We start from the raw sequence: 21,838 nt of genomic DNA on the forward strand, positions 1-21,838 counted from the left end.
GTCGCGTACTGCGGGGTATATAAGGTGCCGCATAGGGTGATTCAACCGAGCGACTATTTCAAACTGTGTCCTACAGCCGGAATGTAGAGGTTTGAAGGGAATTTCCGATGCGGAAAAGGTCGTTTGATCGGTTCATCGTTGCCTTGAAGCCCTTTGATTTAGGGGGCGAGTGGTTTTTGCGGCGTCGGTGAAATGGCAGGGCAGGGGAGAGGAAGAGAAGTGTTGCCAGATACTCGCCGTACGACCGATTGTCGGTCGTACGGCGCCGTTTCCCTTACTGGCGATAGGACTTGAGGAAGTTGCCGATACGACCGATGGCCATGTCCAGGTCATCCACACGCGGCAACGTCACCACGCGGAAGTGATCCGGCCACGGCCAGTTGAACGCGGTGCCTTGCACCACCAGCAGTTTTTCCGACAGCAACAGGTCGAGCACGAACTTTTCGTCGTTGAGGATCGGGCATACCTTCGGGTCGATCCGCGGGAACGCGTACAACGCCCCCATGGGTTTCACGCAACTGACGCCCGGGATTGCATTGAGCAGCTCCCAGGTACGGTTGCGCTGCTCCAGCAGGCGGCCTTGGGGCAATACCAGATCATTGATGCTCTGGTAGCCGCCCAGGGCGGTCTGGATGGCGTGCTGGCTCGGCACGTTGGCACACAGGCGCATATTGGCCAGCATATCGATGCCTTCGATATAACTCTGGGCGTTGTGCTTGGGACCGGAGATGGCGATCCAGCCGGAACGGAAACCCGCCACGCGGTAAGACTTGGACAGGCCGTTGAAGGTCAGGCACAGCAGGTCTGGCGCCAGGGAGGCGGTGCACACGTGCACGGCGTCATCGTAGAGGATCTTGTCGTAGATCTCGTCGGAGAACACCACCAGGTTGTGCTGGCGTGCCAGTTCGAGCATGCCCAGCAGCACTTCCTTGGAATACACGGCGCCGGTCGGGTTGTTCGGGTTGATGATCACCAGGGCCTTGGTGTTCGGGGTGATCTTGGCCTTGATGTCGGCCAGGTCCGGGAACCAGTCGGCGCCTTCGTCACACAGGTAGTGCACCGGGTGGCCACCGGCCAGGGTCACGGCGGCGGTCCACAATGGGTAGTCCGGCGCCGGTACCAGTACTTCGTCGCCATTGTTGAGCAGGGCCTGCATGGACATCACGATCAGCTCGGACACGCCATTGCCCAGGTAGATGTCTTCGATGCCGACACCTTCGACCTGCTTCTGCTGGTAGTACTGCATCACGGCCTTGCGCGCACTGAACAGGCCTTTGGAGTCGCTGTAGCCCTGGGCGGTGGGCAGGTTGCGGATCACGTCCTGGAGGATTTCGTCCGGCGCTTCGAAACCAAAGGGCGCCGGGTTGCCAATGTTCAGCTTGAGGATGCGATGGCCTTCCTCTTCCAGGCGTTTGGCGTGCTTGAGCACTGGGCCGCGAATGTCGTAGCAGACGTTGGCGAGCTTGTTCGATTTGCTGACCTGCATGGCGATGTGATCCTGAAAATGAACGATCCAGACGGTGTGGGCACTACCGTACTGTGAACCCTGCGAAGGCCGCACCCATAAATACGTTTGAATGCCGGTAGCGCGGGTGCCAGACTGGCGTTTTGAAGAGGCGCAATCATACGTGCCGCCTGATCCATGGAAAAGACACAGATCAGGCTTTTTCAGTTGCCGAGGTGTACCGATGGAAAAGTTGGATAAAACGCTGGAGGAATGGCGGGAGATGCTCGACCCCGCGCAATATCAGGTCTGTCGACTGAAGGGCACTGAGCGCCCGTTCTCCGGCAAGTACAACGCCACCACCACGGATGGCGTGTACCACTGCATTTGCTGCAACGAACCGCTGTTCGATTCCAGCACCAAGTTCGATGCGGGCTGTGGCTGGCCTAGCTTCTACGAGCCGATTGCCGAGAGCGCGATGATCGAGATCCGCGACGTCAGCCACGGCATGATCCGCACCGAAGTCACCTGCGCCAAATGCGATGCGCACCTGGGGCATGTGTTCCCGGACGGCCCGCCGCCGACCGGCTTGCGTTACTGCATCAACTCGGTGTGCCTGGACCTCGTTCCGCGTTGAATTGAACGGCGCGGCACCCTGCAGGAGCCCGGCAAGACGGGCTCCTGCAAGGGAGGGGTAATAGCGAGGTATCAATTTCGCCAATTAAATTGCACGCAATTTAATTGGCGACTATCTTTTTCCTTTTTTCCCCGCTATTCGAGGCACTGCCATGAGCAACAACCTGCTGAGTATTCCTTGCACCACCATCAAGGGTGAGCAAAAGACCTTGGCCGATTTCGCCGGCAAGGCCATCCTCGTGGTCAACACCGCCAGCAAGTGCGGCTTCACCCCGCAGTACAAAGGCCTGGAGCAACTCTGGCAGCAGTACAAGGACCAGGGTTTGGTGGTATTGGGTTTTCCTTGCAACCAGTTCGGCAAGCAAGAGCCCGGTAACGAAGGCGCGATTTCCGAATTCTGCGAGCTGAATTTTGGTGTCAGCTTCCCGCTGTTCAAAAAGATCGACGTGAATGGCAGCGACGCCCACCCTTTGTTCGTACAGCTGAAAAAGCAGGCACCGGGTCTGCTGGGTTCCAAGGGGATCAAGTGGAACTTCACCAAGTTCCTGATCGGTCGTGACGGCCAGGTGGTCAAGCGTTTTGCCCCGACCACCAAGCCCCAGGACCTCACCCAAGAGATCGAAGCCCTGCTCAAATGACTGTCTCCCTGGCGCTCGACCATCAACTGTGTTTCAAGCTCTACGCAGCTTCCCGGGCGGTGACCCGAGCCTACAAGCCGATGCTGGATCAACTGGGCCTGACCTACCCGCAGTACCTGGTGATGCTGGTGCTATGGGAGTGGCATGCCACGACGCCGGCGCTACCCACGGTCAAGGCCTTGGGCGAGCGCCTGATGCTCGACTCTGGCACGCTCACGCCGCTGCTCAAGCGCCTCGAGCAGCTCGGCTGGGTCAGGCGTCAACGCAGCGCCAGGGATGAGCGCGAAGTGCACCTGAGCCTGAGCGAAAGCGGTGTGCAATTGCGCGACCAGGCCCATGGCCTGAAAACACGGCTGCTGTGCGACAGCGGCATCGACCTGAACCAGGCCGACACGTTGCGCGATGGCCTGGACCAGTTGCTCCGGCAGATCAAAGACTTGTCGCCTTCGGCACCCATAGATCCAGCAAGCCGCTGAGCTCCTCGCGGCGAAATGGCTTGGCCAGGTAGTCATTCATGCCTGCAGCCCGGCAACGCTCGCGTTCTTCCGACAGGGCGTTGGCGGTCAGTGCGACGATCGGCAGGTCCGGCCAGCGCCCGCTGCGACGGATCTGTCGGCTGGCCTCGTAACCATCCATCACTGGCATATTGCAGTCCATCAGCACCATGTCGAAGGGTTGTTCCTCAAGAAACCTGAGTGCTTCGCCACCGTGGGCGGCCACGATCACCTCACACCCCAGTTTGCTGAGCATGCCCTTGGCCACCAGTTGGTTGACCGGGTTGTCCTCCACCAGCAGGATGCGCGCCCGGTGCATCAGGGGCGCGGCGTCCATCTGGATCGGGTCGAGGATCAGTTGCGCTTCGCTGCGCAGGTTGCGTTGCAGGATCTGATACAGCGCGTTGCGGCTCAATGGGCGCGCCTGTTGCTGCAACGGCGCCAGTGCCGCGACTTCTTCGCTGGGCATGAAATTGCCATAGGCGGTCACCAGCAGGATCGGCGCGCTAATGGCGGGGCGCAGGCGGAACAGGCATTCGGGGCAGTCGGTGATCAGCAGGTCCGGGGCTTGTCCGCTCAAGTCATCGTCTTGCGTGTAGCAGTGCGGTGTCAGCCCCCAGTGGGGCAGCAGGGTGGTGAGCAGCTCTGTGAGGCCACTGCCGGCACTGGTAATGGCGATGACTTCCCCCTTGAGCGGTGTCGGTTGCACCGCAGGCAAATGGGTCGGCAATGGCAGGTCGGCGCAGAACTGGCTGCCGAAGCCCACCTCCGAGCTGATGCTCAAGCGGCCCTGCATCGCTTCACACAGGTTGTGCGTCAACGCCAGGCCCAGGCCCGTGCCGCCAAACTGACGGGTGATGCCGGCGCCGGCCTGGGTGAAGGGTTGGAAGATCTTCACCTGAGCTTCCTGCGCAATGCCGATGCCGGTATCACACACCTCGATGCGTACCCGGCCCTCCTGCGCGCTGAGGCGAACATCCACACGGCCGAAGCGGGTGAATTTCAAGGCGTTGGACAGCAGGTTACTGACGATTTGCCGCACGCGGGTCGGGTCGCCCAAGACCTGGGCGGGAAACTGCGGGTCGATCAGGCAGGTCAGTTCGACGCTCGGCGCCGCGTTCTGCGACAACAGGTTGGCGGTGTCTTCCACCAGTGAGCCCAAATCGAACGGGATGCGCTCCAGCTCCAACTGGCCAGCGTCGAACTTGGACAGGTCGAGGATATCGTTGAGCAGCTCCACCAGCACTTTGCCAGAGTCATGGGCAATGGACAGTTGCTGGCGTTGCTCGGCGTTGAGTGGGCTGTCCAGCGACAGCGCGATCATCCCCAGCAGGCCATTGAGCGGGGTGCGAATCTCATGGCTCATGTTGGCCAGGAAGGCCGCCCGCGCCTGGGCCATGCCCAGTGCATGCATCTTTGCGGCTTCCAGTTCATCGTTGGACTGGCTCAGTCGCTGGTTGCTGGCCTTGAGCTCCAGGGTGCGGGCAGAGACGATATCTTCCAGTTGCCCCAGGTATTCGGTCAGCCGATCTTCAGCGTGACGGCGTTGCTGGATCTCCGTCTCCATGTTTTCGAACTGCTGGTTGGCGACGTTCACGAGCACGCCGATTTCGTCGTGCTCGTGGCCCGGTGGGCAGTCCAGGCGGGCCTGCCGGCGATTGCTCAGCTCGCGGATAATGCGCACCAGAGGCTGGGTCAACATCACGTAGAACAAGCCCAGCAGGATGCCGGTCAGCAACAGGCTGCGGGCGAAGCCGTTGAGTAGCGTGATCTCGGCACGGCGCAGAAAGCGGCTGCCAAAGGCGTAGGTATCCACATCCAGGCGCAGCACCCCAAGGGATTCGTTGGGCATGTGGCTGAGGAACAGGCGGTCCTCAAACTGACGGTTGGCACCGAACAGGAAGTCGCTGATAGGGCGGTAGGTGCTTTCTTTGCGCGGTCGGTCGACATCGGCCAGCACCACGCCGTTGTTGTCGATCAACTGGGCGTGAACGATGGCGGGGGAGTGCAAAAGGCCCAGGGTCAGTTCCTGGGCCAGTTCGGCGTCGATGTTGTAGGCGATGCGTGACGCGGGGTTGTGACTGATTTCGATCAACGAGCGAATTTCACGGTTGATGGATGCGTCTTCGCTGGCATAATCAATACCGATCTGGATCAGGCTGAGCAAGGTTCCCAAGACGAAACCGACCAGCACAGTCAATCTGGCTTGTTTATAAGACAAGCGGTGGGCGAACTTGATATCCATCGAGTGTTGAACCACTTCACGTTTCCCTTCGCCCGGCAAGCATAGCTGAACATCCACAAGCTCTGGCTTACCCGGCATGAATCGTTTTTTACGCAGCTTCGTGCGGTCTGCCGCAGGGTTGCCAATACGCCATCTTTTGCAAGAACTTGCCAGAGGAATAATCGTGGACTCTCGATTGAATGCCTTTCTTGAACGGGCTGAAACCGTGCTCGCCCGCCTGGAGCCATTGTTGCCCGCGCCGCGCCAGGCCATCGATTGGAGCCAGTGCCTGGCGGCACGCTGGCAGCGTGAAGGCCGCAGTGGTTTCCTGTTGCCGCTGGACGTGAGCCTGGACATGCGCCTGTCCGACCTGATTGGCGTGGACAAGCAACGTGAAACACTGGCGCGCAATACCCAGCAATTCATCGATGGCCTGCCCGCCAACCATGCACTGCTGTGGGGTTCGCGCGGCACGGGTAAATCGTCCATGGTGCGCGCGTTGCTGGCCCAGCATGCCAAGGCGGGCCTGCGCCTGATCGAAATCGAGCGTGATCATCTCGCTGATCTGCCGCGCGTGGTCGAGCAACTGATCAAGTTGCCGCAGCGCTTTATCCTGTTCTGTGATGACCTGTCGTTCGAGGCCGGCGAAGGCGATTACCGCGTGCTGAAAAGCGTGCTGGACGGCTCCCTCGAACAGGCTCCGGAAAACGTACTGCTGTACGCGACCTCCAACCGCCGTCACCTGGTCCCGGAGAACCAAAGCGACAATGACAACTGGAAACGCGTGGATGGCGAGCTGCACCCCAGCGAAGCGGTGGAAGACAAAATTGCCTTGTCCGACCGTTTTGGCCTGTGGCTGTCGTTCTATCCGTTTACCCAGGAGCATTTCCTGGATGTGGTGGAGCACTGGATCGGCGAGCTGGCGAGCAAGGCCGGTTTGCAATGGCAGCGCGATGAAGCCCTCGACATCCTCGCCGTGCGCTGGGCGACCGGACGCGGCAACCGCAACGGCCGTTGCGCGTACCAATTTGCCCGTTACTGGGTAGGCCTTAAATTGTTGGAGCTTCAACCATGATCAATCTACACAGCGCTGGCACCGGCCTGGATGGCTATGCGATGCTCTGCGCGCAACTGGAGTCGCTGCTGGCCGATGAGCGCGACTTCATCGCCAACAGTGCGCAGTTTTCTGCGTTTCTGTTCAATCAGCTGGACGACTTGAACTGGGCCGGCTTCTATCTCAACCGCAACGAAGAACTGGTGCTCGGACCGTTCCAGGGCCAGATTGCCTGTGTGCGCATTCCCTTCGGTCGCGGGGTCTGCGGGACGGCGGCCGTAACGCGGCAAACCCAGCGGGTGGAGGATGTGCATGCGTTTCCCGGGCACATTGCCTGCGACAGCGCATCGAACAGTGAGCTGGTGGTGCCTTTGGTCAAGGACGGCAAGCTGGTTGGCGTTCTTGACCTCGACAGCCCGTCGCTTGCACGCTTTACGCTCCAGGACCAGGCGGGCATTGAACAGCTGGCGGCGATTTTCCTGCGTCTGACCGACTGCTGATCACGCAAGGGGCAGCAATGCCCCTTACTGACCCTCTGGGCTGAGCTGCACTTGCAGCAACCTCTCCAGTTCCAGCATGGATTTTTCCAGGGTTTTCGCACCCGCCTCGATTAACGTCCAGTCATCGCCACGGGCACACGCCTGTTCGAGGGCTTCACACTGCCCGGCCAATGAGGCCGCCTGAACAATACGGGCGGCACCCTTGATCTTGTGGGCCTGCTCGATGATCTCCTGGAGTGGGGCGTGTGCGGTTATCAGTGCGGTCAGTGCCTGGCGATCGTTCCGGCTGCTGCTCAACAGCTCCTCCAGCAGTCGCCCATTCAACTGTGGGTCGCCGCCGGTCAAGGCCTCGAAGTTGCCAAGGTCCAGGTGCAACTCCACTGTTTGAGGGGCGATCTGCGCCAGTTGCCGCTCCAGAGTCGTGAGGCTGATGGGTTTGAACAGGCAATCGTTCATACCGGCCTGAGCACAGCGTTGTTTCTCTTCAGGCTGTGCATTGGCGGTAAACCCAAGCACCACGCACGGTGGCAGTTGCTCGCGCTGTTCGTATTCGCGGATCGAACGACTCAACTCGTAGCCATTCATGATGGGCATGTTGCAGTCGGCGATGACGAGGTCGAAGCGTTCCTGGCGCCAGGCCTGGAAACCGGCTGCGCCATTCTGGGCTGCCGTGAACTGGTGGCCCAGGTAGCCCAGTTGCTGGCACATCAGCAAGCGGTTGGCGGGATGGTCGTCCACCACCAGCACATTGAGTACCGGCGTGGTTGCGGGCTTCTCGGGTTTCTGTTCATCGGCTGCCTGTTCCGGCAGCAGTCGCGGCATTCGCAGGTTGACATGTACCTGGGTGCCCACCATGGGCACGCTGCTCAGGCTCAGTTCTCCACCCATCATTGCGCACAGGCTGCGGCAGATCACCAACCCCAGGCCCGCGCCGCTCCTGGCGAGCTGCCCGGAATTGTCGGCCTGGGCAAAGGGTTCGAACAGGCGTTTCTGATCATCGCGGCTGATACCTATCCCGGTATCTTCCACCACCAGCTTCATCTCGACCTGTTGCACCAGCTTGGTGGGCAATACTTCAACGCGGATTTTTACCTGGCCACGTTCGGTGAACTTGATGGCATTGCTGATCAGGTTCGACAGCACCTGCTTGAAGCGCAGCGGGTCGATCAGGACTTCGGTGTCGTCCTGGTCGGGCTTGAACTCTAGGGACAGGCTGAGGGTTTTCTGGCGCGCCAGCCCGTCGAAGACACGCACCACCGACTCGATCACCTCGCGCAGGTTGACCCGTTCCGGCGCCAGGCTCAGGCGGCCGGATTCGATACGTGCGATGTCCAGGATATCGCCGATCAGCTCCAGCAGGTCCTTGGCCGAGTTATAGGCAACTTCGATGGCCGGGCGATCCAGGTGGCCATGGTCGGCGCGTTTGAGGGTCAGCTCCAGCATGCCGATCACCGCGTTCATCGGCGTGCGTATTTCATGGCTCATGGTAGCGAGGAACGTGCTCTTGGCCCGATTGGCTTCGTCGGCGCGCTCTTTGGCCGCGCGGATCTCATCGAACAATTGGCGGCGCTCGCTGATGTCAATCCAGCCACCGATGATTCCCTGCACCTCCCCGGTAGAGTCGCGGTAGGGCAGGATCCAGTGATAGATCGTCAGTTTCTTCCCGCGAATATGCAGGGTGCGGTCCAGGATCAGCGGGTTGCCTTCGGCCATTACCCGCTGGTAGTCGGCATGGTACTGCTCCGCGTCCGTCTCGAGGGCTTTGCTCATCTGCAGGGCACTTTTGCCGATCACGTCCTCACGCTTGACCTCGAACACTTGCAGGTAGCTGTCGTTGCATGTCTGTAGCAGGCCTTTACGGTCACGCACGTAGATCGGGTGCGGGGTTTCGTTGACCAGCGCGCGCATGAATTCGAACTGATCGTTGAGGGCACGCTCAGCCATCTTGCGGTGCTTGATCTGACGGCGCATGTAGGCGTTCCAGGCCAGGGAGATCAACAGCAGCAGCCCGGTGCCGATGATGATACGGGCTATCAGCTGGTGGTAGTTGCGCCAATAGCTGTCGGAGGCGGCAGTGTAGCCCCGCCAGCGGCTGTTGATCACCCCCAGTTCATCCGGAGCGATGCTCAACAAGGCCTTGTCGAGAATCGAGCTGAGTTCGGTGGCACTGCGCGATGTGGCCAGGGCAAACATGGCTGGGAAGGTGCCGATGCTCGTACTCATCTGCAGCTTGTCCTGGAACACCTGGGACGACAGGAAGTAGTTGGCGACTACCAGGGAGTTCACCGCGCCTTCCACGTGCCCCTGGGCCAACAGTTCCGAAGCCTTGAAGGTGTCGCTGGCTTTGACCAGGTGGACCTGGGGAAAGTCGCGACGAAGGATAGCCTCCAGAGGGTTGCCTGGCGTGATTGCCAGGCGTTTGCCGGCCATCTGCTCCAGGTTCAAGGGTGCATTGGGTTCTTTGCGTGTCAGCAGGACATAGGAGTTTTCCAGGTAGGGCCGGCTGAAGTTCAGTTGCGCCTCCCGCTCGGCGCTGGGCACGATGGCACCAATGATATCGGCCTTGCCGGCATCTACCTGTTCAATCATTTCGTTGACGTCGCGTTCGCGCCGGATCTCGAAGCGCAGCCCGGTACGCAGGCGGACCAATTCCAGCAGGTCGGCGGTGATGCCGCGGAAGTTGCCATCGGCATCGAAAAAGGTCAGTGGTGCGAAGGTTTCATTCACCACCACCTTGACCACCGGATGGTCTTTCAACCAGCGCTCCTCGCGTTGGGTCAGTTGCAGCTTCTGATCGGACAGCAAGATGTCGCTGCCGGCGCTCCAGCGCTTGGCGATCATTTCCCGTTCGTTCATGGGCACGGTGGCCAGAACCGCGTCAACAATACTCAAGAGGGTGCGCTGATGTTGGGGCATGGCAAAGCTGAACCCGTAGGCTTCGTGTTTACCGAAGTTGGCCATGCGGATGTTCTTCAGGTAGCCCTTGTTGATCATGTAATGGGTGGAAATGGTATCGCCGAGGAACACGTCAGCCTGGTCGAACGCCACTGCATTCAGGGCATTTTGATAAGAGGGGTAGGCGCGGATGATCGCCTGGGGGTACAGCTTTTCCACTTCCGCCAAGGGCAGGTAGTGGTAGACCAGGGCCAGACGCATGCCGGCCAGGCCATCGTTCAGGCTGCGGGTTTCACCTTCGCGGGTGACCAGCACCGGTTGGTCGACGGCATAGGGTTCGGACAGCGTGAGGTTGGGGTTCGCCGCCTCGAAGCCGTTGGAGGAGCCCAGTAAATCGATATCCCCGGTTTCAAGCGCACGGATGGCCGCCTCACGGGAAGGGTAACGCAATACCTTCACTGGCAAGGCCAGCGCCTTGGCCAATAGGCCGGCGTAATCAGCGGTCAGTCCTTCGTAGTCGCGACCACTGGACGTGAGGTCGAACGGAGGATAGTCAGGGGCCGCAGTGCCCAGCACCAGTTCGCGCTTGTTTTGCAGCCATTGGCGTTGGGTCTTGTTAAGGTTGGTTTCCAGTTGAACAGAGCCTGCACGGCTCAACAAGGTGAAATGTTCCGGGCCCGGTTGATGGTTCGCGAGCACGGCGGTACTGAAGCACAAACCGGCACTCAATATAATCAGATAGTCCTTTATACGCCTGGGCATCCGCTTTCTCACACTAGCGCGTTTCGTTTTGCCATCTCGATAAGTTCTACCAAGGATTTGGCTTGAAGTTTTTGCATCAGCCTCTTTTTGTAAGTGCTTACTGTTTTGTTGCTCAGGAACATACCTTTTGCAATTTCCTTATTGGTGCGGCCTTGTGCAAAAAGTTGCAATACCATAAGTTCGCGGTCGTTGACGTTTTTGAACAGTTCAAGCTCCTGGGACTCGACGCCGTCTGCACCATTGGCGTTCAGTGCCTGGCTGGGGAAGTAGTTGTAGCCGGACAACACCGCGCGGATGGCGCTCAGCAATTCACTCAGGTCGCCTTCCTTGCACACGTAGCCGTCGGCGCCCGAGCGCATGCAGCGGGTGGCGAACAGGGTGGGGGACTGGGCCGTCAGGATCAGGGTTTTCATCGGTGTGTTCATTGCGTTGAATCGGCAGAGCACCTCGAGCCCGTCCAGTTTGGGAATGCTGATGTCGAGGATGATGAGGTCGGGCAGGCATTCGCGGACCATTTGTATGGCGTCGCATCCGTTGTCCGTTTCTCCCACCACTTTGTAGCCCTCATGTTCCAACAACATTCGGATTGCAAGCCGTATAACCGGGTGGTCATCGATAATAAAAACTGAGTTCATGATCACATTCCGTGCAAGAGCAAATAAAGCGGGCACATTAGCTCAGAAGCGGAGGCGGGAGCATGAGCACAGAGGGGTGTAGATATAAAACAGGAAAATTCCTACATTAAAAAAGGTAAAAGCCTACCAGCTGCTCGGGCTATGTGAAGTGATGTGCCAGCGCTTGGGAGATAAATGAATTAAATGTCGCCGCTATGGAGTTAACTGGCCCGGTGCAGTGCTTTTTCTTTGAGACTGATGTTTAAAATCCTACATGTGTAACCGAAGTAATGGGCAGATCAAACGTGCCAACTCATCTTTGTTCAGCGGCTTTGACAAATAGCCGAGCAATGGCAGGCCACGGTCCACCGCTTGGGCTATCAGGGTGGCGAGTTCTGTCGTGGGCAATCCGCTCAGAAGGATGGCGGTTGTGGTAAAGCGTCGGCGACTGGCAATTTCAATCAGTTCGAGCCCCGGCAGGTCGGGCAGGCACTGGTCGCACAGGATGATGTCGAAAGGCACCTCGGCCTGCGACATCAAACAGATTGCCTGTTCGGCGCTTTCGGCGGGGGTCACCCGTGCGAAGCCGAAGCTTCTGAGCAGGCACTGGGTGGCGAGGAGTTGAAACGGATGATCCTCCACCAGCAGGATACGAAGCGGATAACTGGGCATTGGGGGGCACACGGTGAGTCAAGCGTCGATGGAGGGCGCGTAGGAACTGTTCGCCTGGGTCGCCCGGAGCGTGCGTGATTATTCAGCAGGTGCTTGTGCGAATTCGATCAGGCCGCTCTGTTCCCTTCGTAGGTCGATTCCTCTCGGGTAACAGGCGGCTTGATCGTACTCGTCATTGGGGGCTGGAGCGCCCGGTCATTTCCCGGGCCATTTCGGTGGCATAGCTGTCGGTCATGCCGGCGATGAAGTCGATCATGCGCAGGAACGAGGCGTGCAAAGGCCATTGGGGGTTTGGCGCGTTGTTACCCAGCAGGTCGAGAATGCGCCGATTCTTGAACGACGGCGTACGCCCGCCATGCTGCTCCAGGGCTGCACCGCAAAAGGCGTTCAGCAGAATTTCCAAGGTGGTGTAGGCGCCGATTTCATGCAATGTCTTGCGCTTGTCCTGGAAGATCTTCTTGCGCGCCATGTCCTTGGCGTCCAGCACGCAACGCTTGGCCGGGCCGTGCATGTGCTCCACGAGGTCGCCGGGCAGGGTACCGGCGAGCAAGGCATCCTGTTGTTCGACAAAGGCCCGCGCGGCCGCGTTGGTCAGGTGTTCGATAGCCTTGCCCCGCAGGATCGCCAACTTGCGCCGCCGGGAGTTCTGCGCGCCGAGTTGGCGATAGGTCTGCGGCAGGTCATCGCCTACCAGGTCTAGCAGCAGCGACTCGACCTCGGTGTACTCCAGCAACTCCATTTCCAGGCCGTCTTCCAGGTCGATCAAGGCGTAGCAGATGTCATCTGCTGCCTCCATCAGATACACCAGCGGATGCCGGGCCCAGCGCTGTTCTTCGAGTTGCGGCAGGCCGAGCTTGTGGGCGATCTGCTCGAGGATCGGCAATTCGCTCTGGTAACAGCCGAACTTGTGTTTTTTATAGCCCAGGGAGTCGGCGTGGCGGGCGGTCCAAGGGTATTTCAGGTAAGTGCCCAGGGTGGCGTAGGTCAACCGCGTGCCGCCGTCGAACTGGTGATATTCAAGCTGGGTGAGCACGCGGAAACCTTGGGCGTTGCCTTCGAAATTGAGGAAGTCATTACGCTCGGCGCTGCTCATGTCATCCAGCCAGCCGCGGCCTGCGGCCTGCTGGAACCAATGGCGGATGGCGTCTTCGCCGGAGTGCCCGAACGGCGGGTTGCCGATGTCATGGGCCAGGCAGGCCGATTGCACCACCATGCCCAGGTCGCTCGGGTCGCACCAGTCGGGCAGGGCGCTGCGCAACGTTTCGCCGACGCGCATGCCCAGGGAGCGGCCTACGCAGCTCACCTCCAGGGAATGGGTCAGGCGGGTGTGAATGTGGTCGTTGCTCGAGACCGGGTGCACTTGGGTCTTGCGGCCCAGGCGGCGAAATGCGCCAGAGAAGATAATACGGTCATGGTCTTTGTGGAACGGGCTACGGCCCAGTTCTTCCGGGCTGTGCAGCGGTTTGCCTAGACGTTCGCGAGTCAGCAGGGTGGGCCAATCCAAGGCGGGTACTCTCCGTGCGGTGAATGACCCTCCCAGCTTCCCGGTTCAGCGCGGGCTGGGCAAGCGAAAATCTACAGCCCGGCCGCGTCGATATCGATTAACAGCAAACGCTGACCGTTATCAAAGAACTGTCCGGCCGTGAGGCAATACTGGTTGGTGGTCGCGTCGCGGTAGGTCGAGGAGAGGGTCAGACGACGCTCGTCCCACCCCTCGGCCAACAGGTGATAGAAATACGGGCGCCACGACCAGTTATGGCCCAGATAAAGGCTGTCGGCCTGCCAGGCGTCCTGGCGCCATTCGAAATTGGGCGTCAGCTGAGTGCCGTGTCGGTCGCATTGGTAGAAGCGCAGCAGCCAGGGGAACGCCGGCAGTTGGGGCAATTGGCTCAGCGGCGCCTGTGCCTGGGCCCAGGTTTGCAGGATTTTCATCAGCTCGGCCAATTGCTGGCGCAATTGCATGATGCGCCCGCGTTCCGCCAGTTTTTGCTGAACGTAGGCGGTGCGCAACTCTGCAAAACGCGGCACGAAGGCGTCGGCGGCAAACCAGTCCAACTGTGCCTGGGCAAACAGATAGCCCTGCACATAACGCGAGCCGCACTCCAGGGCGAAGCTCAACTGTGCTTCGGTTTCCACGCCTTCGGCAATGATCCAGCAGCCGGTTTTCTCGGCCATCTGTGCCAGCGCCCGCACCACTTCGCTGCTCGGCCCGCCGCGGGCCGCTTCCTGAAACAGGCGCATGTCCAGCTTGAGAATGTCTGGTTGCAATGCCAGCACCCGGTCGAGCTGGGAATAGCCGGCGCCGAAGTCATCGATGGCGATACGCGCACCGGCCTCGCGGTAACGCGCGACCACGTCAGCCAGGCGCTGGATGTCGCCACCCAGTTCGGTGATCTCGAACACGATCCGTCGCGGGTCGACACCATGGCTGTGAATCTGTTTCAGGCTCGGCAGGGCTTGGCCCGGACGCAGGCGGTTGATCCAGCGCGGCGAGATGTTCAGGCTCAGGAACCAGTCGGCGGGTGCTTCATGCAAGCGGCTCAGGGCATTGTCGCGAATCTGCCGGTCGAGACGGCGCAAGGTCACGCCTGGGGTGCGCGGGTCGGCGAACAGCGGCCCCACCGATTGCAGGCGCCCGTCGGCCTGGCGCAGGCGGCCGAGGGCCTCGACACCGGCGATGCGGCCGGTGGCGGTATCGATAAACGGCTGGAAGCAGGCGAGCGGTTGCCCGTCGATCACGGGGCCTCCTTAAGCGAGGTGGCTGAAAAAAGGCCCGGCCCTCGAAAACGAGGGCCGGGCCGATTCTGTTAGCAAGAATGCAGCCAGCCAGGCTCAACTTTTGCGCGAAGTGCCCTGCATGGCCAATTTGATCAGCGGGATCAACCCGGCACCGAGACGCACCAGGCGTGTCAGGCTGCTGATACCGCCGCCCTTGGCGCCTTTGCCGGTGAAAAAGCCCATCAGCGTCACCGCAGCAACGCCCCACAGCGGCGCGTGCTTGATGCCCAGGCTGTCCTGCCAGTGACTGCCCAGGTTGCGCACCTTGTTCAACGGCAGCATCAGTTGCTGGGACTCGTGGCGGATTTCCTGACGGTGCATTTCCATGCGCAGCCGGATCAGCGCTTTGCGCATTTCCCGCCGTGACGTGTTTTTTGGCATTTCAGTCAGGCTCATGGCAGCAGACGCTCCCGGTCATTGGCCAGCTCTTCGAGGGTGGCGTGGAATGGCGTGGATTCATCGAACACCGCCGCTTTCAAGCGCACCCCGCAAAAGGCTGCGGCAAGACTGTAGAACACGCAGAGGCAGATGATTCCGGTCAGGCGGTAGCCGGTGTCCCAGACCAGGATCATCACCAGTGTCGACAACCCCACCAGCAACAGCAGTGCAAACACCAGCGCCAGGCCGGCAAACAGCAGAAGGCTGACGGTGCGGGCTTTCTGTTCCTGCAATTCGATGCCGAACAACTCGACGTGGCTGTGCAGCAAGCCCAGCACGGCTGCGCCCAGGCGCCTTGAAGTCGTCCCAGTGGACGAGCCGGTTTCGCCGATAGACATGATTAGCGCCTTGTGGCCAGCAGGCCGATCAGAAAGCCCACGCCGGCGGCAATGCCCACCGACTGCCAAGGGTTGGCTTGCACGTAATCTTCAGTCGCGGTGACCGCCGCCTGGCCGCGTTCGCGCAGCGAGTCTTCAGTCTGCTTGAGGGTTTCGCGGGCCTGGAGCAGGGTATCGTGGATCTTGGCCCGTAGCTCATCAGCCTGGTCACCGGCGAGCACCTTGGTGTCGTCCAGCAACCTTTCGGTATCAGTCACCAGGGTTTGAAAATCCGCCATCAATATTTCTTGAGCAGTCTTTGCAGTTCTTCTGGCCATGGTTATCTCCGTGATGGGCTGTTTTGTACTTAGTGGTTTCGAGTCACCGGCGTCGGTGAAGGTTCAGTGCAATTGTGTGGTACAGCTTTTGCTTTGCCTTGGTGCGCAGGCCCCGGGGCCTGCGCTGAATCCGGGCGGTCGGGCAGGAAGCCTTGAAAAACCTTACCCTAAATAACTGAAACTCGCGGAAAAACCCTGTCGGCAACGGCCTGTTGTGTTGATCGCTGCGCTAAATCGGTTCATGCCCTCTGCAGAGGGGCGGGACCGGCGGTGCCAATTTAGTGCGCGCAACCCGGGCTTGAACCGCTTTGGTGCTTTTTGCCTTACTGCAGGCCTGCCAACTTCCATGGAAAATGTGCAAAGTGCAGTGGACACGCTTGTCCACAGCTCCAACACCCTGTTTATCCTGATCGGTGCGGTCATGGTCCTGGCCATGCACGCTGGCTTCGCGTTCCTCGAAGTCGGCACGGTGCGCCAGAAGAACCAGGTCAACGCCCTGTCGAAGATCCTCAGCGACTTCGCCATCTCCACCCTGGCCTATTTCTTTATAGGCTATTGGATCTCCTACGGGGTGAGCTTCATGCAACCGGCGGCGGTGATCAGCGCCGACCATGGCTACGGCCTGGTGAAGTTCTTCTTCTTGCTGACCTTCGCGGCAGCAATCCCGGCGATCATTTCCGGGGGGATTGCCGAGCGTGCACGGTTTGCGCCGCAACTCTGCGCAACCGCGTTGATCGTGGCGTTTATCTACCCGTTTTTCGAAGGCGTGGTGTGGAACGGCAATTTCGGTCTGCAGGCCTGGCTGCTCGCGACCTTCGGCGCCAGCTTCCATGATTTCGCCGGCTCGGTGGTGGTCCACGCCATGGGCGGCTGGCTGGCGCTGGCGGCGGTGTTGCTGCTTGGCCCGCGCAACGGGCGCTACCGCGAAGGGCGCCTGGTGGCGTTCGCGCCGTCGAGCATTCCGTTCCTGGCATTGGGGTCGTGGATCCTGATTGTCGGCTGGTTTGGTTTCAACGTGATGAGTGCGCAAACGTTGAATGGCGTCAGTGGCCTGGTGGCGGTCAACTCGCTGATGGCCATGGTTGGCGGCACCGTCGCGGCTTTGATCATCGGCCGCAACGATCCGGGTTTCCTGCATAACGGTCCGCTGGCCGGGCTGGTGGCCATCTGTGCGGGTTCCGACCTGATGCATCCGGTGGGCGCACTGGTCACTGGCGCAGTCGCTGGTGGTTTGTTCGTGTGGTTCTTTATCGCCGCCCAGGATCGCTGGAAGATCGACGACGTGCTGGGCGTGTGGCCGCTGCATGGCCTGTGCGGCGTGTGGGGTGGCATTGCCTGCGGCATCTTCGGCCAGACGGCATTGGGTGGCCTGGGCGGTGTCAGCCTGGTCAGCCAGTTGATCGGTACTGCCCTTGGTGTGCTGGTCGCGCTGGTCGGTGGCCTGCTGGTGTACGGCGTGATCAAGCGCGTGCACGGACTGCGCCTGAGCCAGGAAGAGGAGTATTACGGCGCGGACCTGTCGATCCACAAGATCGGCGCGGTCAGTCAGGATTGATCGGCTCGTCTGCCTGGCGATAAAAACCGTGCAGCAGGCGGTAGCGGTTGTGTCGCACATCGTCAACCCGCGCCTGCACCTGTTGGTCCGGCAGGCCCAGCAGGATCAGGGCGTGGGAGGCGAGCATCAGGCTTGACTCCAGCAGTTCGGGCACCACTTCGCTGGCGCCTGCGGCCTTCAGTTCAGCCAGTTGGCTGTCATCGCGGGTGCGCACCAGGATCGGCACTTCGGTGTTGATCCGGCGTGCTTCTTTCAACACCACCAGCGCGACGTCGGTGTTGTCCACCGCAATCACCACCAACCGCGCGCGTTCCAGGCCGACCGCACTGAGCAAGGCGCCACGCCGGCAATCACCGTAGTGCACGCTGCTGTCTTCGGTGGCGGCTTCCTGTACCCGTTCCGGGTCGTCATCCAGAGCGATGAATGCCTGTTGTTCCTGGCGTAGAAAGCGCCCGATGGATTGGCCGACGCGACCATAGCCGCAGATCACCGCGTGACCGTGCAGCTCGGCGTTGAGCGCGGTGATGGCTTCCAGTTGTACTTGCTGGTTGGGCTTGCGGTGCAGGCGCAGGGCAATGCCCGGCGCGGCACGCAGCAGCAGCGGCGTCAGTAGCATCGAGCAGAAGGTGGCGGCGAGCAGCAAGCCGTTGAATTCATCCGGGATCAACCGGCTCTGTTGCATCTGTGCCATCAACGCAAAGCAGAACTCGCCGCCTTGGGCCAGCGCCAGGCCGCTGCGCCAGGCGGTTTCGCTGTCGCTGCCGCGCAGCTTGACCAGCGCGGCGACCACACAGCCTTTGACCAGCATCAAGGTGAGGGTCAGGGCGAGGATCAACAGGCTGTGGCTGACGAACAGTTGCAGGTCGATCAGCATACCGATGCTGACGAAAAACAGCCCCAGCAGGATGTCGCGAAACGGACGGATATCTGCCTCGATCTGATGGCGGTAGTGGCTTTCTCCCAGCAGCATACCGGCCAGGAACGCGCCGAGGGCAGGGGAGAGCCCCAGCAGGTGGGTGAGCCAGGCGGTCAGCAACACAATCACCAGCGCTAGCAGTACAAACAACTCGGCCGAATGGGAGGCGGCGACTTCATGAAACAAGCGCGGCAACAACCAGCGACTGGCGAGCAGCAAGCCGACAAACAACACCACGGTCTTGCCCAGGGTCAGTGGCAGCGCCCAGTACCAGGCTTGTTCACCGGTGCCGGCAAACACCGGCACCAGGGTCAGTAACAGCACCGCTACCACATCCTGGAACAGCAACACGCCAATCGCGTTCTGGCCATGGCTGCTGAAGATTTCACCGAGGCTGGTCAACTCCTTGCTGACGATGGCCGTGGATGACAGCGCCAGCCCTGCGCCCAGTAACAACGCGACGCCTGGCGCCACACCCAGGATCATCAACAAGATGCCCAGCAGCGCCCCGCAGCCCAATACCTGCAAACTGCCCAGGCCAAACACCACGCGGCGCAGGGCGAGCATCTTGGTCAGGGAGAACTCCAGGCCCAGGGAGAACAGCAGGAACACCACGCCCAGTTCGGCGAGGTCGGGCAGCTCTTCGCTGTCATTCACCCAGTCCAGCGCGGTCGGTCCTACGGCCAGGCCGACGCAGAGGTAGCCCAGCACCGGCGGCAATTGCAGCCGGCGAAACAGCGCAATCACCACCAGGGATGAGGCCAGAATGATCAGCAGGTTGGCAAACACACGCATCTCCGTTGCAAGGGGGCAGGCAAAAAGCCGCGAGAATCGCTGAAACAGTTATAGGCCATGGTGACCTGGGTCAGGGTTTTTGGGGGCTGGTTTCTCGCCACAGATTTTCGTCAGGCTTAGAATGTTGGCCTACTTTCTGATCAGGTCCATTCGTCATGCTTCCTGAATGCCAGCTATTCGGCACCCTGGGTTGCCATCTGTGTGAAATCGCCGAAGCCGAAATCATGCCGCTCGTCGAACACGGGTTGTTGGTGGAACTGGTGGATATCGCCGACCCCGACGACCTGACCGAAGCCTACGGCCTGCGGATTCCGGTACTTCGCAGGGTGGACACCGGGGCGGAACTGGATTGGCCATTTGACTCACAACAGGTCGTGACCTTCCTTCGTTGAGTTTATGCGATGGCAGGTTTCCAAATATTACGTTACTGTATGTTTGTACAGCGATTGAATAGAGGGAACGCCCGTGGTGAATGTCGAACAACTGAAAAGCAGCGTCAATCGCATGTCCGCCGATGTCGTGCGCGACGCGGTGAACGAGCTGCGCCTCGATGGCCTGGTCACGGAAGGCAAGACGCCGTTCAACAAAGTGCATTTCAATACCTGCTTTGCCGAGATCGAGGCGCTGTTCCAGCGCGCCGGTTACCACAAGCAGCTGGATGTGGTGGGTTACCAGGGCTTGTTATACGCGTTGTATGATCCGGGTCGCTGGGAAGCCGTGGACGTGCTGCGCTGGCTAAAGGAATTCACCGAGGCCGCCAGTGCCTCGCCGATTCTGCGGGCGGAGTTGGCCAAGGCTTGAGATCCGCCCTAGGCTCAGTCCCGCTCCATGCGGGATAATGCCCGCCGGTTTTCCCAGGCTTCGAGCATTTCATGTCCACTTCCGTTTTTATCCCATCCGAGCACCAAGCCAGTACCCTGTATTTGCCGCCCGGGCCTTGGGCGACAGTGCTCGAGTGCCTGTGCGAGCACTTCCCGGCGATCGGCCGTGAACACTGGATCGACCGCATTGCCCGGGGCCGAGTGCTGGACATCAACGGCAGCCCCATCGGCCTGGCCCTGGCCTACAAGGAAGGCCTGTGCATCTATTACTTTCGCGAAGTGCCCAACGAGAAAGTCATCCCGGTGCAGGAAACCATCCTGTACGCCGACGAACACCTGGTGGTCGCCGACAAACCGCACTTCCTGCCCGTGACCCCCGCCGGTGAATATGTCGAGCAAACGCTGCTGCGGCGCTTGATTCGCCAGTTGGATAACCCATCGCTGGTGCCCCTGCACCGCATCGACCGGCATACGGCGGGGCTGGTGCTGTTCTCGGCCAACCCGGCCAGCCGCTCGGCGTATCAGCAACTGTTTCCCACACGCCAGATCGACAAGTTCTACGAAGCCATCGCTCCGGCCCTGCCGAACCTGACGTTCCCCCTGGTGCATAAAAGCCGCCTGGTCGATGGCGAGCCGTTCTTTCGCATGCAGGAAGGGCCTGGCGCGATTAACACCGAAACGGCGGTGGAAGTGCGCGAAAAAAACGGCGATCTATGGCGCTATGGCCTGTTTCCCGTAACCGGCAAGAAGCACCAGCTACGCGTACACATGACCGCACTCGGCGCGAGTATCTGCAACGATCCGTTCTACCCGAACGTGATCAAGGACGCCGTAGACGACTACGCCAACCCGCTTAAACTGCTGGCCCAGGGTGTGCGGTTTAGCGACCCGGTCACAGGTGTCGAGCGCAATTTCCGCAGCCAGATCACCCTCGACTGGTAACCGCCAGAAACGACAAGGCCCGCGCGAGGCGGGCCTTGATGGCAAACGCTAAGGCTTACAAGTCTTTGACGGTGCGAACCTGATCTTTGTTGATGCGGGTACGCTTGCCGTCAAGTTGTTCGAATTCGTAGAAACCCGAATCTTCGTTGTATTTAGGGGTGTCGACGGCCTGGATTTCGCGGCCGTCATTCAGGGTGATCACTGTCGGCGAGGCACAACCGGCGAGGGTGGCGAGGCCCAGTGCAAGCATGAGAGCGGCGATGGTCCGTTGAGTCATGAGTTTGTCTCCGAGATAATTCTTTTGAATAGCTGACCTTGTGACGCTCACGGCGTCGACAAAGTTCCGGGTGCGAGGTTCATTCTGACACGCCCGGGCGCGTCTGTAACAGCTCCGGCGTATTAAGGTTGGCCAGGCGCGGGTCATCCGCCGGGCACTCCAGGCCCACGCCGCCCAGTTGCAGGAAGAGCTTGCGCGGGCTGCGCTCACCGGCTTGCCAGGCGCTCTCCACCGCGTCCAGCAGGGCGGTGGGGAGGATGCAGATCAGCGGCTCCCAGAACTCACCATGGCGTACCATCACCGGCAGCCGCGGGTTGCGCCGTGCAGTGTCACACAGGCCGGCGAGCAACCCTGCGTCGACGTGCGGCACATCGCACGGCAGTATCAACAGGTGTGTGTGGCGCGCGGCGGCGAGTCCCGCGCGGATACCGGCAAGCGGGCCGGGAAAGTCCGGGCTGTCGTCGTTCACCAGTTGGTCGGCGTACGCGGCGTAGTGCTCCAGGTTGCGGTTGCACGAGATGATCAGGTCATCCGTCAGCGGCCGCACCAGGCGCTGCAGATGGGCGATCAAGGGTTGGCCATGCCATGCCAGCAAGCCTTTGTCCTGGCCGCCCATGCGCTGGCCACGCCCACCGGACAGCAGCAAGACCGAACAGGGCAGTGATGATGAATCGATAGGCATGGCGGTTCCGCAGCGGCAGTAAAAGGGGGGGCTGTGATATAACATC

General features: G+C 60.4%; 22 protein-coding genes. 9 read left to right on the forward strand and 13 right to left on the reverse strand.

Features of this window, described 5'->3' with window-relative positions:
- Positions 1–274: 274 nt before the first annotated feature.
- The gene (locus LUU92_RS08980; RefSeq protein WP_016978462.1) at positions 275–1,486 is read right to left on the reverse strand and encodes a pyridoxal phosphate-dependent aminotransferase; all 1,212 of its coding nucleotides are present in this window, start codon (positions 1,484–1,486) and stop codon (positions 275–277) included.
- A 202-nt stretch (positions 1,487–1,688) separates the two neighbouring features.
- Here LUU92_RS08980 and msrB point away from each other — a divergent pair, with 202 nt between their 5' ends.
- From msrB to LUU92_RS08995, 3 genes are all read left to right on the forward strand, one after another.
- The gene (gene msrB / locus LUU92_RS08985) at positions 1,689–2,081 is read left to right on the forward strand and encodes a peptide-methionine (R)-S-oxide reductase MsrB (RefSeq protein ID WP_071488511.1); all 393 of its coding nucleotides are present in this window, start codon (positions 1,689–1,691) and stop codon (positions 2,079–2,081) included.
- A gap of 151 nt (positions 2,082–2,232) precedes the next feature.
- Complete coding sequence (locus tag LUU92_RS08990) at positions 2,233–2,718, forward strand: glutathione peroxidase (protein WP_058427952.1); 486 nt, start codon at positions 2,233–2,235, stop codon at positions 2,716–2,718.
- Positions 2,715–3,194, forward strand: coding sequence for a MarR family winged helix-turn-helix transcriptional regulator (locus tag LUU92_RS08995; RefSeq protein WP_071488509.1), 480 nt, complete (start codon positions 2,715–2,717; stop codon positions 3,192–3,194). Before LUU92_RS08990 ends, LUU92_RS08995 begins: the two co-directional genes overlap by 4 nt.
- Here the strand turns inward: LUU92_RS08995 and LUU92_RS09000 are convergent.
- On the reverse strand, positions 3,148–5,457 hold the full coding sequence (locus LUU92_RS09000; RefSeq protein ID WP_071488508.1) for a hybrid sensor histidine kinase/response regulator: 2,310 nt from the start codon (positions 5,455–5,457) through the stop codon (positions 3,148–3,150). The genes LUU92_RS08995 and LUU92_RS09000 overlap by 47 nt on opposite strands.
- Positions 5,458–5,620: 163 nt before the next feature.
- Here LUU92_RS09000 and LUU92_RS09005 point away from each other — a divergent pair, with 163 nt between their 5' ends.
- Together LUU92_RS09005 and msrC are read left to right on the forward strand one after the other, a co-directional pair.
- Positions 5,621–6,511, forward strand: a complete 891-nt coding sequence (locus LUU92_RS09005; RefSeq protein ID WP_222541311.1) for an ATP-binding protein — start codon at positions 5,621–5,623, stop codon at positions 6,509–6,511.
- The gene (msrC, locus tag LUU92_RS09010) at positions 6,508–6,990 is read left to right on the forward strand and encodes a free L-methionine (R)-S-oxide reductase MsrC (protein ID WP_071488506.1); all 483 of its coding nucleotides are present in this window, start codon (positions 6,508–6,510) and stop codon (positions 6,988–6,990) included. Before LUU92_RS09005 ends, msrC begins: the two co-directional genes overlap by 4 nt.
- A 24-nt stretch (positions 6,991–7,014) precedes the next feature.
- On the opposite strand, the gene LUU92_RS09015 is transcribed toward msrC, so the two are convergent.
- The 8 genes from LUU92_RS09015 to LUU92_RS09050 all read right to left on the reverse strand — a co-directional run bounded on the left by LUU92_RS09015 (position 7,015) and on the right by LUU92_RS09050 (position 15,804).
- Entirely contained in the window at positions 7,015–10,647 is a 3,633-nt protein-coding gene (locus tag LUU92_RS09015) for a transporter substrate-binding domain-containing protein (protein ID WP_257103482.1), read from the reverse strand.
- A gap of 8 nt (positions 10,648–10,655) precedes the next feature.
- On the reverse strand, positions 10,656–11,282 hold the full coding sequence (locus tag LUU92_RS09020; protein WP_071488504.1) for a response regulator transcription factor: 627 nt from the start codon (positions 11,280–11,282) through the stop codon (positions 10,656–10,658).
- A gap of 249 nt (positions 11,283–11,531) precedes the next feature.
- On the reverse strand, positions 11,532–11,933 hold the full coding sequence (locus tag LUU92_RS09025; protein WP_071488503.1) for a response regulator: 402 nt from the start codon (positions 11,931–11,933) through the stop codon (positions 11,532–11,534).
- 172 nt (positions 11,934–12,105) lie between these two features.
- Complete coding sequence (locus LUU92_RS09030; RefSeq protein ID WP_257103483.1) at positions 12,106–13,437, reverse strand: deoxyguanosinetriphosphate triphosphohydrolase; 1,332 nt, start codon at positions 13,435–13,437, stop codon at positions 12,106–12,108.
- 71 nt (positions 13,438–13,508) lie between these two features.
- The gene (locus tag LUU92_RS09035; RefSeq protein ID WP_071488502.1) at positions 13,509–14,672 is read right to left on the reverse strand and encodes an EAL domain-containing protein; all 1,164 of its coding nucleotides are present in this window, start codon (positions 14,670–14,672) and stop codon (positions 13,509–13,511) included.
- Between the two features lie 93 nt (positions 14,673–14,765).
- Positions 14,766–15,107, reverse strand: a complete 342-nt coding sequence (locus LUU92_RS09040; RefSeq protein ID WP_058427942.1) for a hypothetical protein — start codon at positions 15,105–15,107, stop codon at positions 14,766–14,768.
- The gene (locus LUU92_RS09045; RefSeq protein ID WP_012723020.1) at positions 15,104–15,487 is read right to left on the reverse strand and encodes a phage holin family protein; all 384 of its coding nucleotides are present in this window, start codon (positions 15,485–15,487) and stop codon (positions 15,104–15,106) included. The genes LUU92_RS09040 and LUU92_RS09045 overlap by 4 nt, the downstream gene beginning before the upstream one ends.
- Before the next feature lie 2 nt (positions 15,488–15,489).
- Positions 15,490–15,804, reverse strand: coding sequence for an ElaB/YgaM/YqjD family protein (locus tag LUU92_RS09050; protein ID WP_012723021.1), 315 nt, complete (start codon positions 15,802–15,804; stop codon positions 15,490–15,492).
- Between the two features lie 346 nt (positions 15,805–16,150).
- Here LUU92_RS09050 and LUU92_RS09055 point away from each other — a divergent pair, with 346 nt between their 5' ends.
- Positions 16,151–17,359, forward strand: a complete 1,209-nt coding sequence (locus LUU92_RS09055) for an ammonium transporter (RefSeq protein ID WP_071488501.1) — start codon at positions 16,151–16,153, stop codon at positions 17,357–17,359.
- On the opposite strand, the gene LUU92_RS09060 is transcribed toward LUU92_RS09055, so the two are convergent.
- The gene (locus LUU92_RS09060) at positions 17,346–19,070 is read right to left on the reverse strand and encodes a cation:proton antiporter (protein WP_083351560.1); all 1,725 of its coding nucleotides are present in this window, start codon (positions 19,068–19,070) and stop codon (positions 17,346–17,348) included. The two genes, LUU92_RS09055 and LUU92_RS09060, sit on opposite strands and share 14 nt — an antisense overlap.
- Before the next feature lie 155 nt (positions 19,071–19,225).
- On the opposite strand from LUU92_RS09060, the gene LUU92_RS09065 reads away from it, so the two are divergent.
- The 3 genes from LUU92_RS09065 (at position 19,226) to LUU92_RS09075 (ending at position 20,833) form a co-directional block, all read left to right on the forward strand.
- Positions 19,226–19,462, forward strand: coding sequence for a glutaredoxin family protein (locus LUU92_RS09065; protein WP_071488500.1), 237 nt, complete (start codon positions 19,226–19,228; stop codon positions 19,460–19,462).
- Positions 19,463–19,535: 73 nt separating this feature from the next.
- Positions 19,536–19,871: a hypothetical protein gene (locus LUU92_RS09070; RefSeq protein ID WP_010565034.1), complete on the forward strand. Its 336-nt coding sequence runs from the start codon at positions 19,536–19,538 to the stop codon at positions 19,869–19,871.
- Between the two features lie 71 nt (positions 19,872–19,942).
- Positions 19,943–20,833 (forward strand): pseudouridine synthase, encoded by an 891-nt coding sequence (locus LUU92_RS09075; RefSeq protein ID WP_257103484.1) that lies wholly within the window; start codon positions 19,943–19,945, stop codon positions 20,831–20,833.
- Between the two features lie 55 nt (positions 20,834–20,888).
- Here LUU92_RS09075 and LUU92_RS09080 read toward each other — a convergent pair whose 3' ends face one another.
- Together LUU92_RS09080 and mobA are read right to left on the reverse strand one after the other, a co-directional pair.
- Positions 20,889–21,110 carry a YgdI/YgdR family lipoprotein gene (locus tag LUU92_RS09080; RefSeq protein ID WP_010211805.1) on the reverse strand — a complete coding sequence of 74 codons (222 nt, stop codon included), beginning with the start codon at positions 21,108–21,110 and terminating at the stop codon, positions 20,889–20,891.
- A gap of 79 nt (positions 21,111–21,189) precedes the next feature.
- Entirely contained in the window at positions 21,190–21,792 is a 603-nt protein-coding gene (gene mobA, locus LUU92_RS09085) for a molybdenum cofactor guanylyltransferase MobA (RefSeq protein ID WP_257103485.1), read from the reverse strand.
- Positions 21,793–21,838 lie beyond the last annotated feature (46 nt).

The sequence above is a fragment of the Pseudomonas extremorientalis genome (assembly GCF_024584605.1).
Taxonomy (GTDB): domain Bacteria; phylum Pseudomonadota; class Gammaproteobacteria; order Pseudomonadales; family Pseudomonadaceae; genus Aquipseudomonas; species Aquipseudomonas extremorientalis.

What these genes read in the sequence shown, in the direction of transcription:
- LUU92_RS08980 (WP_016978462.1), bottom strand. Translation starts at nt 1,486, where the DNA reads ATGCAGGTCAGCAAATCGAACAAGCTCGCCAACGTCTGCTACGACATT.
- msrB (WP_071488511.1), top strand. Translation starts at nt 1,689, where the DNA reads ATGGAAAAGTTGGATAAAACGCTGGAGGAATGGCGGGAGATGCTCGAC.
- LUU92_RS08990 (WP_058427952.1), top strand. Translation starts at nt 2,233, where the DNA reads ATGAGCAACAACCTGCTGAGTATTCCTTGCACCACCATCAAGGGTGAG.
- LUU92_RS08995 (WP_071488509.1), top strand. Translation starts at nt 2,715, where the DNA reads ATGACTGTCTCCCTGGCGCTCGACCATCAACTGTGTTTCAAGCTCTAC.
- LUU92_RS09000 (WP_071488508.1), bottom strand. Translation starts at nt 5,457, where the DNA reads ATGGATATCAAGTTCGCCCACCGCTTGTCTTATAAACAAGCCAGATTG.
- msrC (WP_071488506.1), top strand. Translation starts at nt 6,508, where the DNA reads ATGATCAATCTACACAGCGCTGGCACCGGCCTGGATGGCTATGCGATG.
- LUU92_RS09015 (WP_257103482.1), bottom strand. Translation starts at nt 10,647, where the DNA reads ATGCCCAGGCGTATAAAGGACTATCTGATTATATTGAGTGCCGGTTTG.
- LUU92_RS09020 (WP_071488504.1), bottom strand. Translation starts at nt 11,282, where the DNA reads ATGAACTCAGTTTTTATTATCGATGACCACCCGGTTATACGGCTTGCA.
- LUU92_RS09025 (WP_071488503.1), bottom strand. Translation starts at nt 11,933, where the DNA reads ATGCCCAGTTATCCGCTTCGTATCCTGCTGGTGGAGGATCATCCGTTT.
- LUU92_RS09040 (WP_058427942.1), bottom strand. Translation starts at nt 15,107, where the DNA reads ATGAGCCTGACTGAAATGCCAAAAAACACGTCACGGCGGGAAATGCGC.
- LUU92_RS09045 (WP_012723020.1), bottom strand. Translation starts at nt 15,487, where the DNA reads ATGTCTATCGGCGAAACCGGCTCGTCCACTGGGACGACTTCAAGGCGC.
- LUU92_RS09050 (WP_012723021.1), bottom strand. Translation starts at nt 15,804, where the DNA reads ATGGCCAGAAGAACTGCAAAGACTGCTCAAGAAATATTGATGGCGGAT.
- LUU92_RS09055 (WP_071488501.1), top strand. Translation starts at nt 16,151, where the DNA reads ATGGAAAATGTGCAAAGTGCAGTGGACACGCTTGTCCACAGCTCCAAC.
- LUU92_RS09060 (WP_083351560.1), bottom strand. Translation starts at nt 19,070, where the DNA reads ATGCGTGTGTTTGCCAACCTGCTGATCATTCTGGCCTCATCCCTGGTG.
- LUU92_RS09065 (WP_071488500.1), top strand. Translation starts at nt 19,226, where the DNA reads ATGCTTCCTGAATGCCAGCTATTCGGCACCCTGGGTTGCCATCTGTGT.
- LUU92_RS09075 (WP_257103484.1), top strand. Translation starts at nt 19,943, where the DNA reads ATGTCCACTTCCGTTTTTATCCCATCCGAGCACCAAGCCAGTACCCTG.
- LUU92_RS09080 (WP_010211805.1), bottom strand. Translation starts at nt 21,110, where the DNA reads ATGACTCAACGGACCATCGCCGCTCTCATGCTTGCACTGGGCCTCGCC.
- mobA (WP_257103485.1), bottom strand. Translation starts at nt 21,792, where the DNA reads ATGCCTATCGATTCATCATCACTGCCCTGTTCGGTCTTGCTGCTGTCC.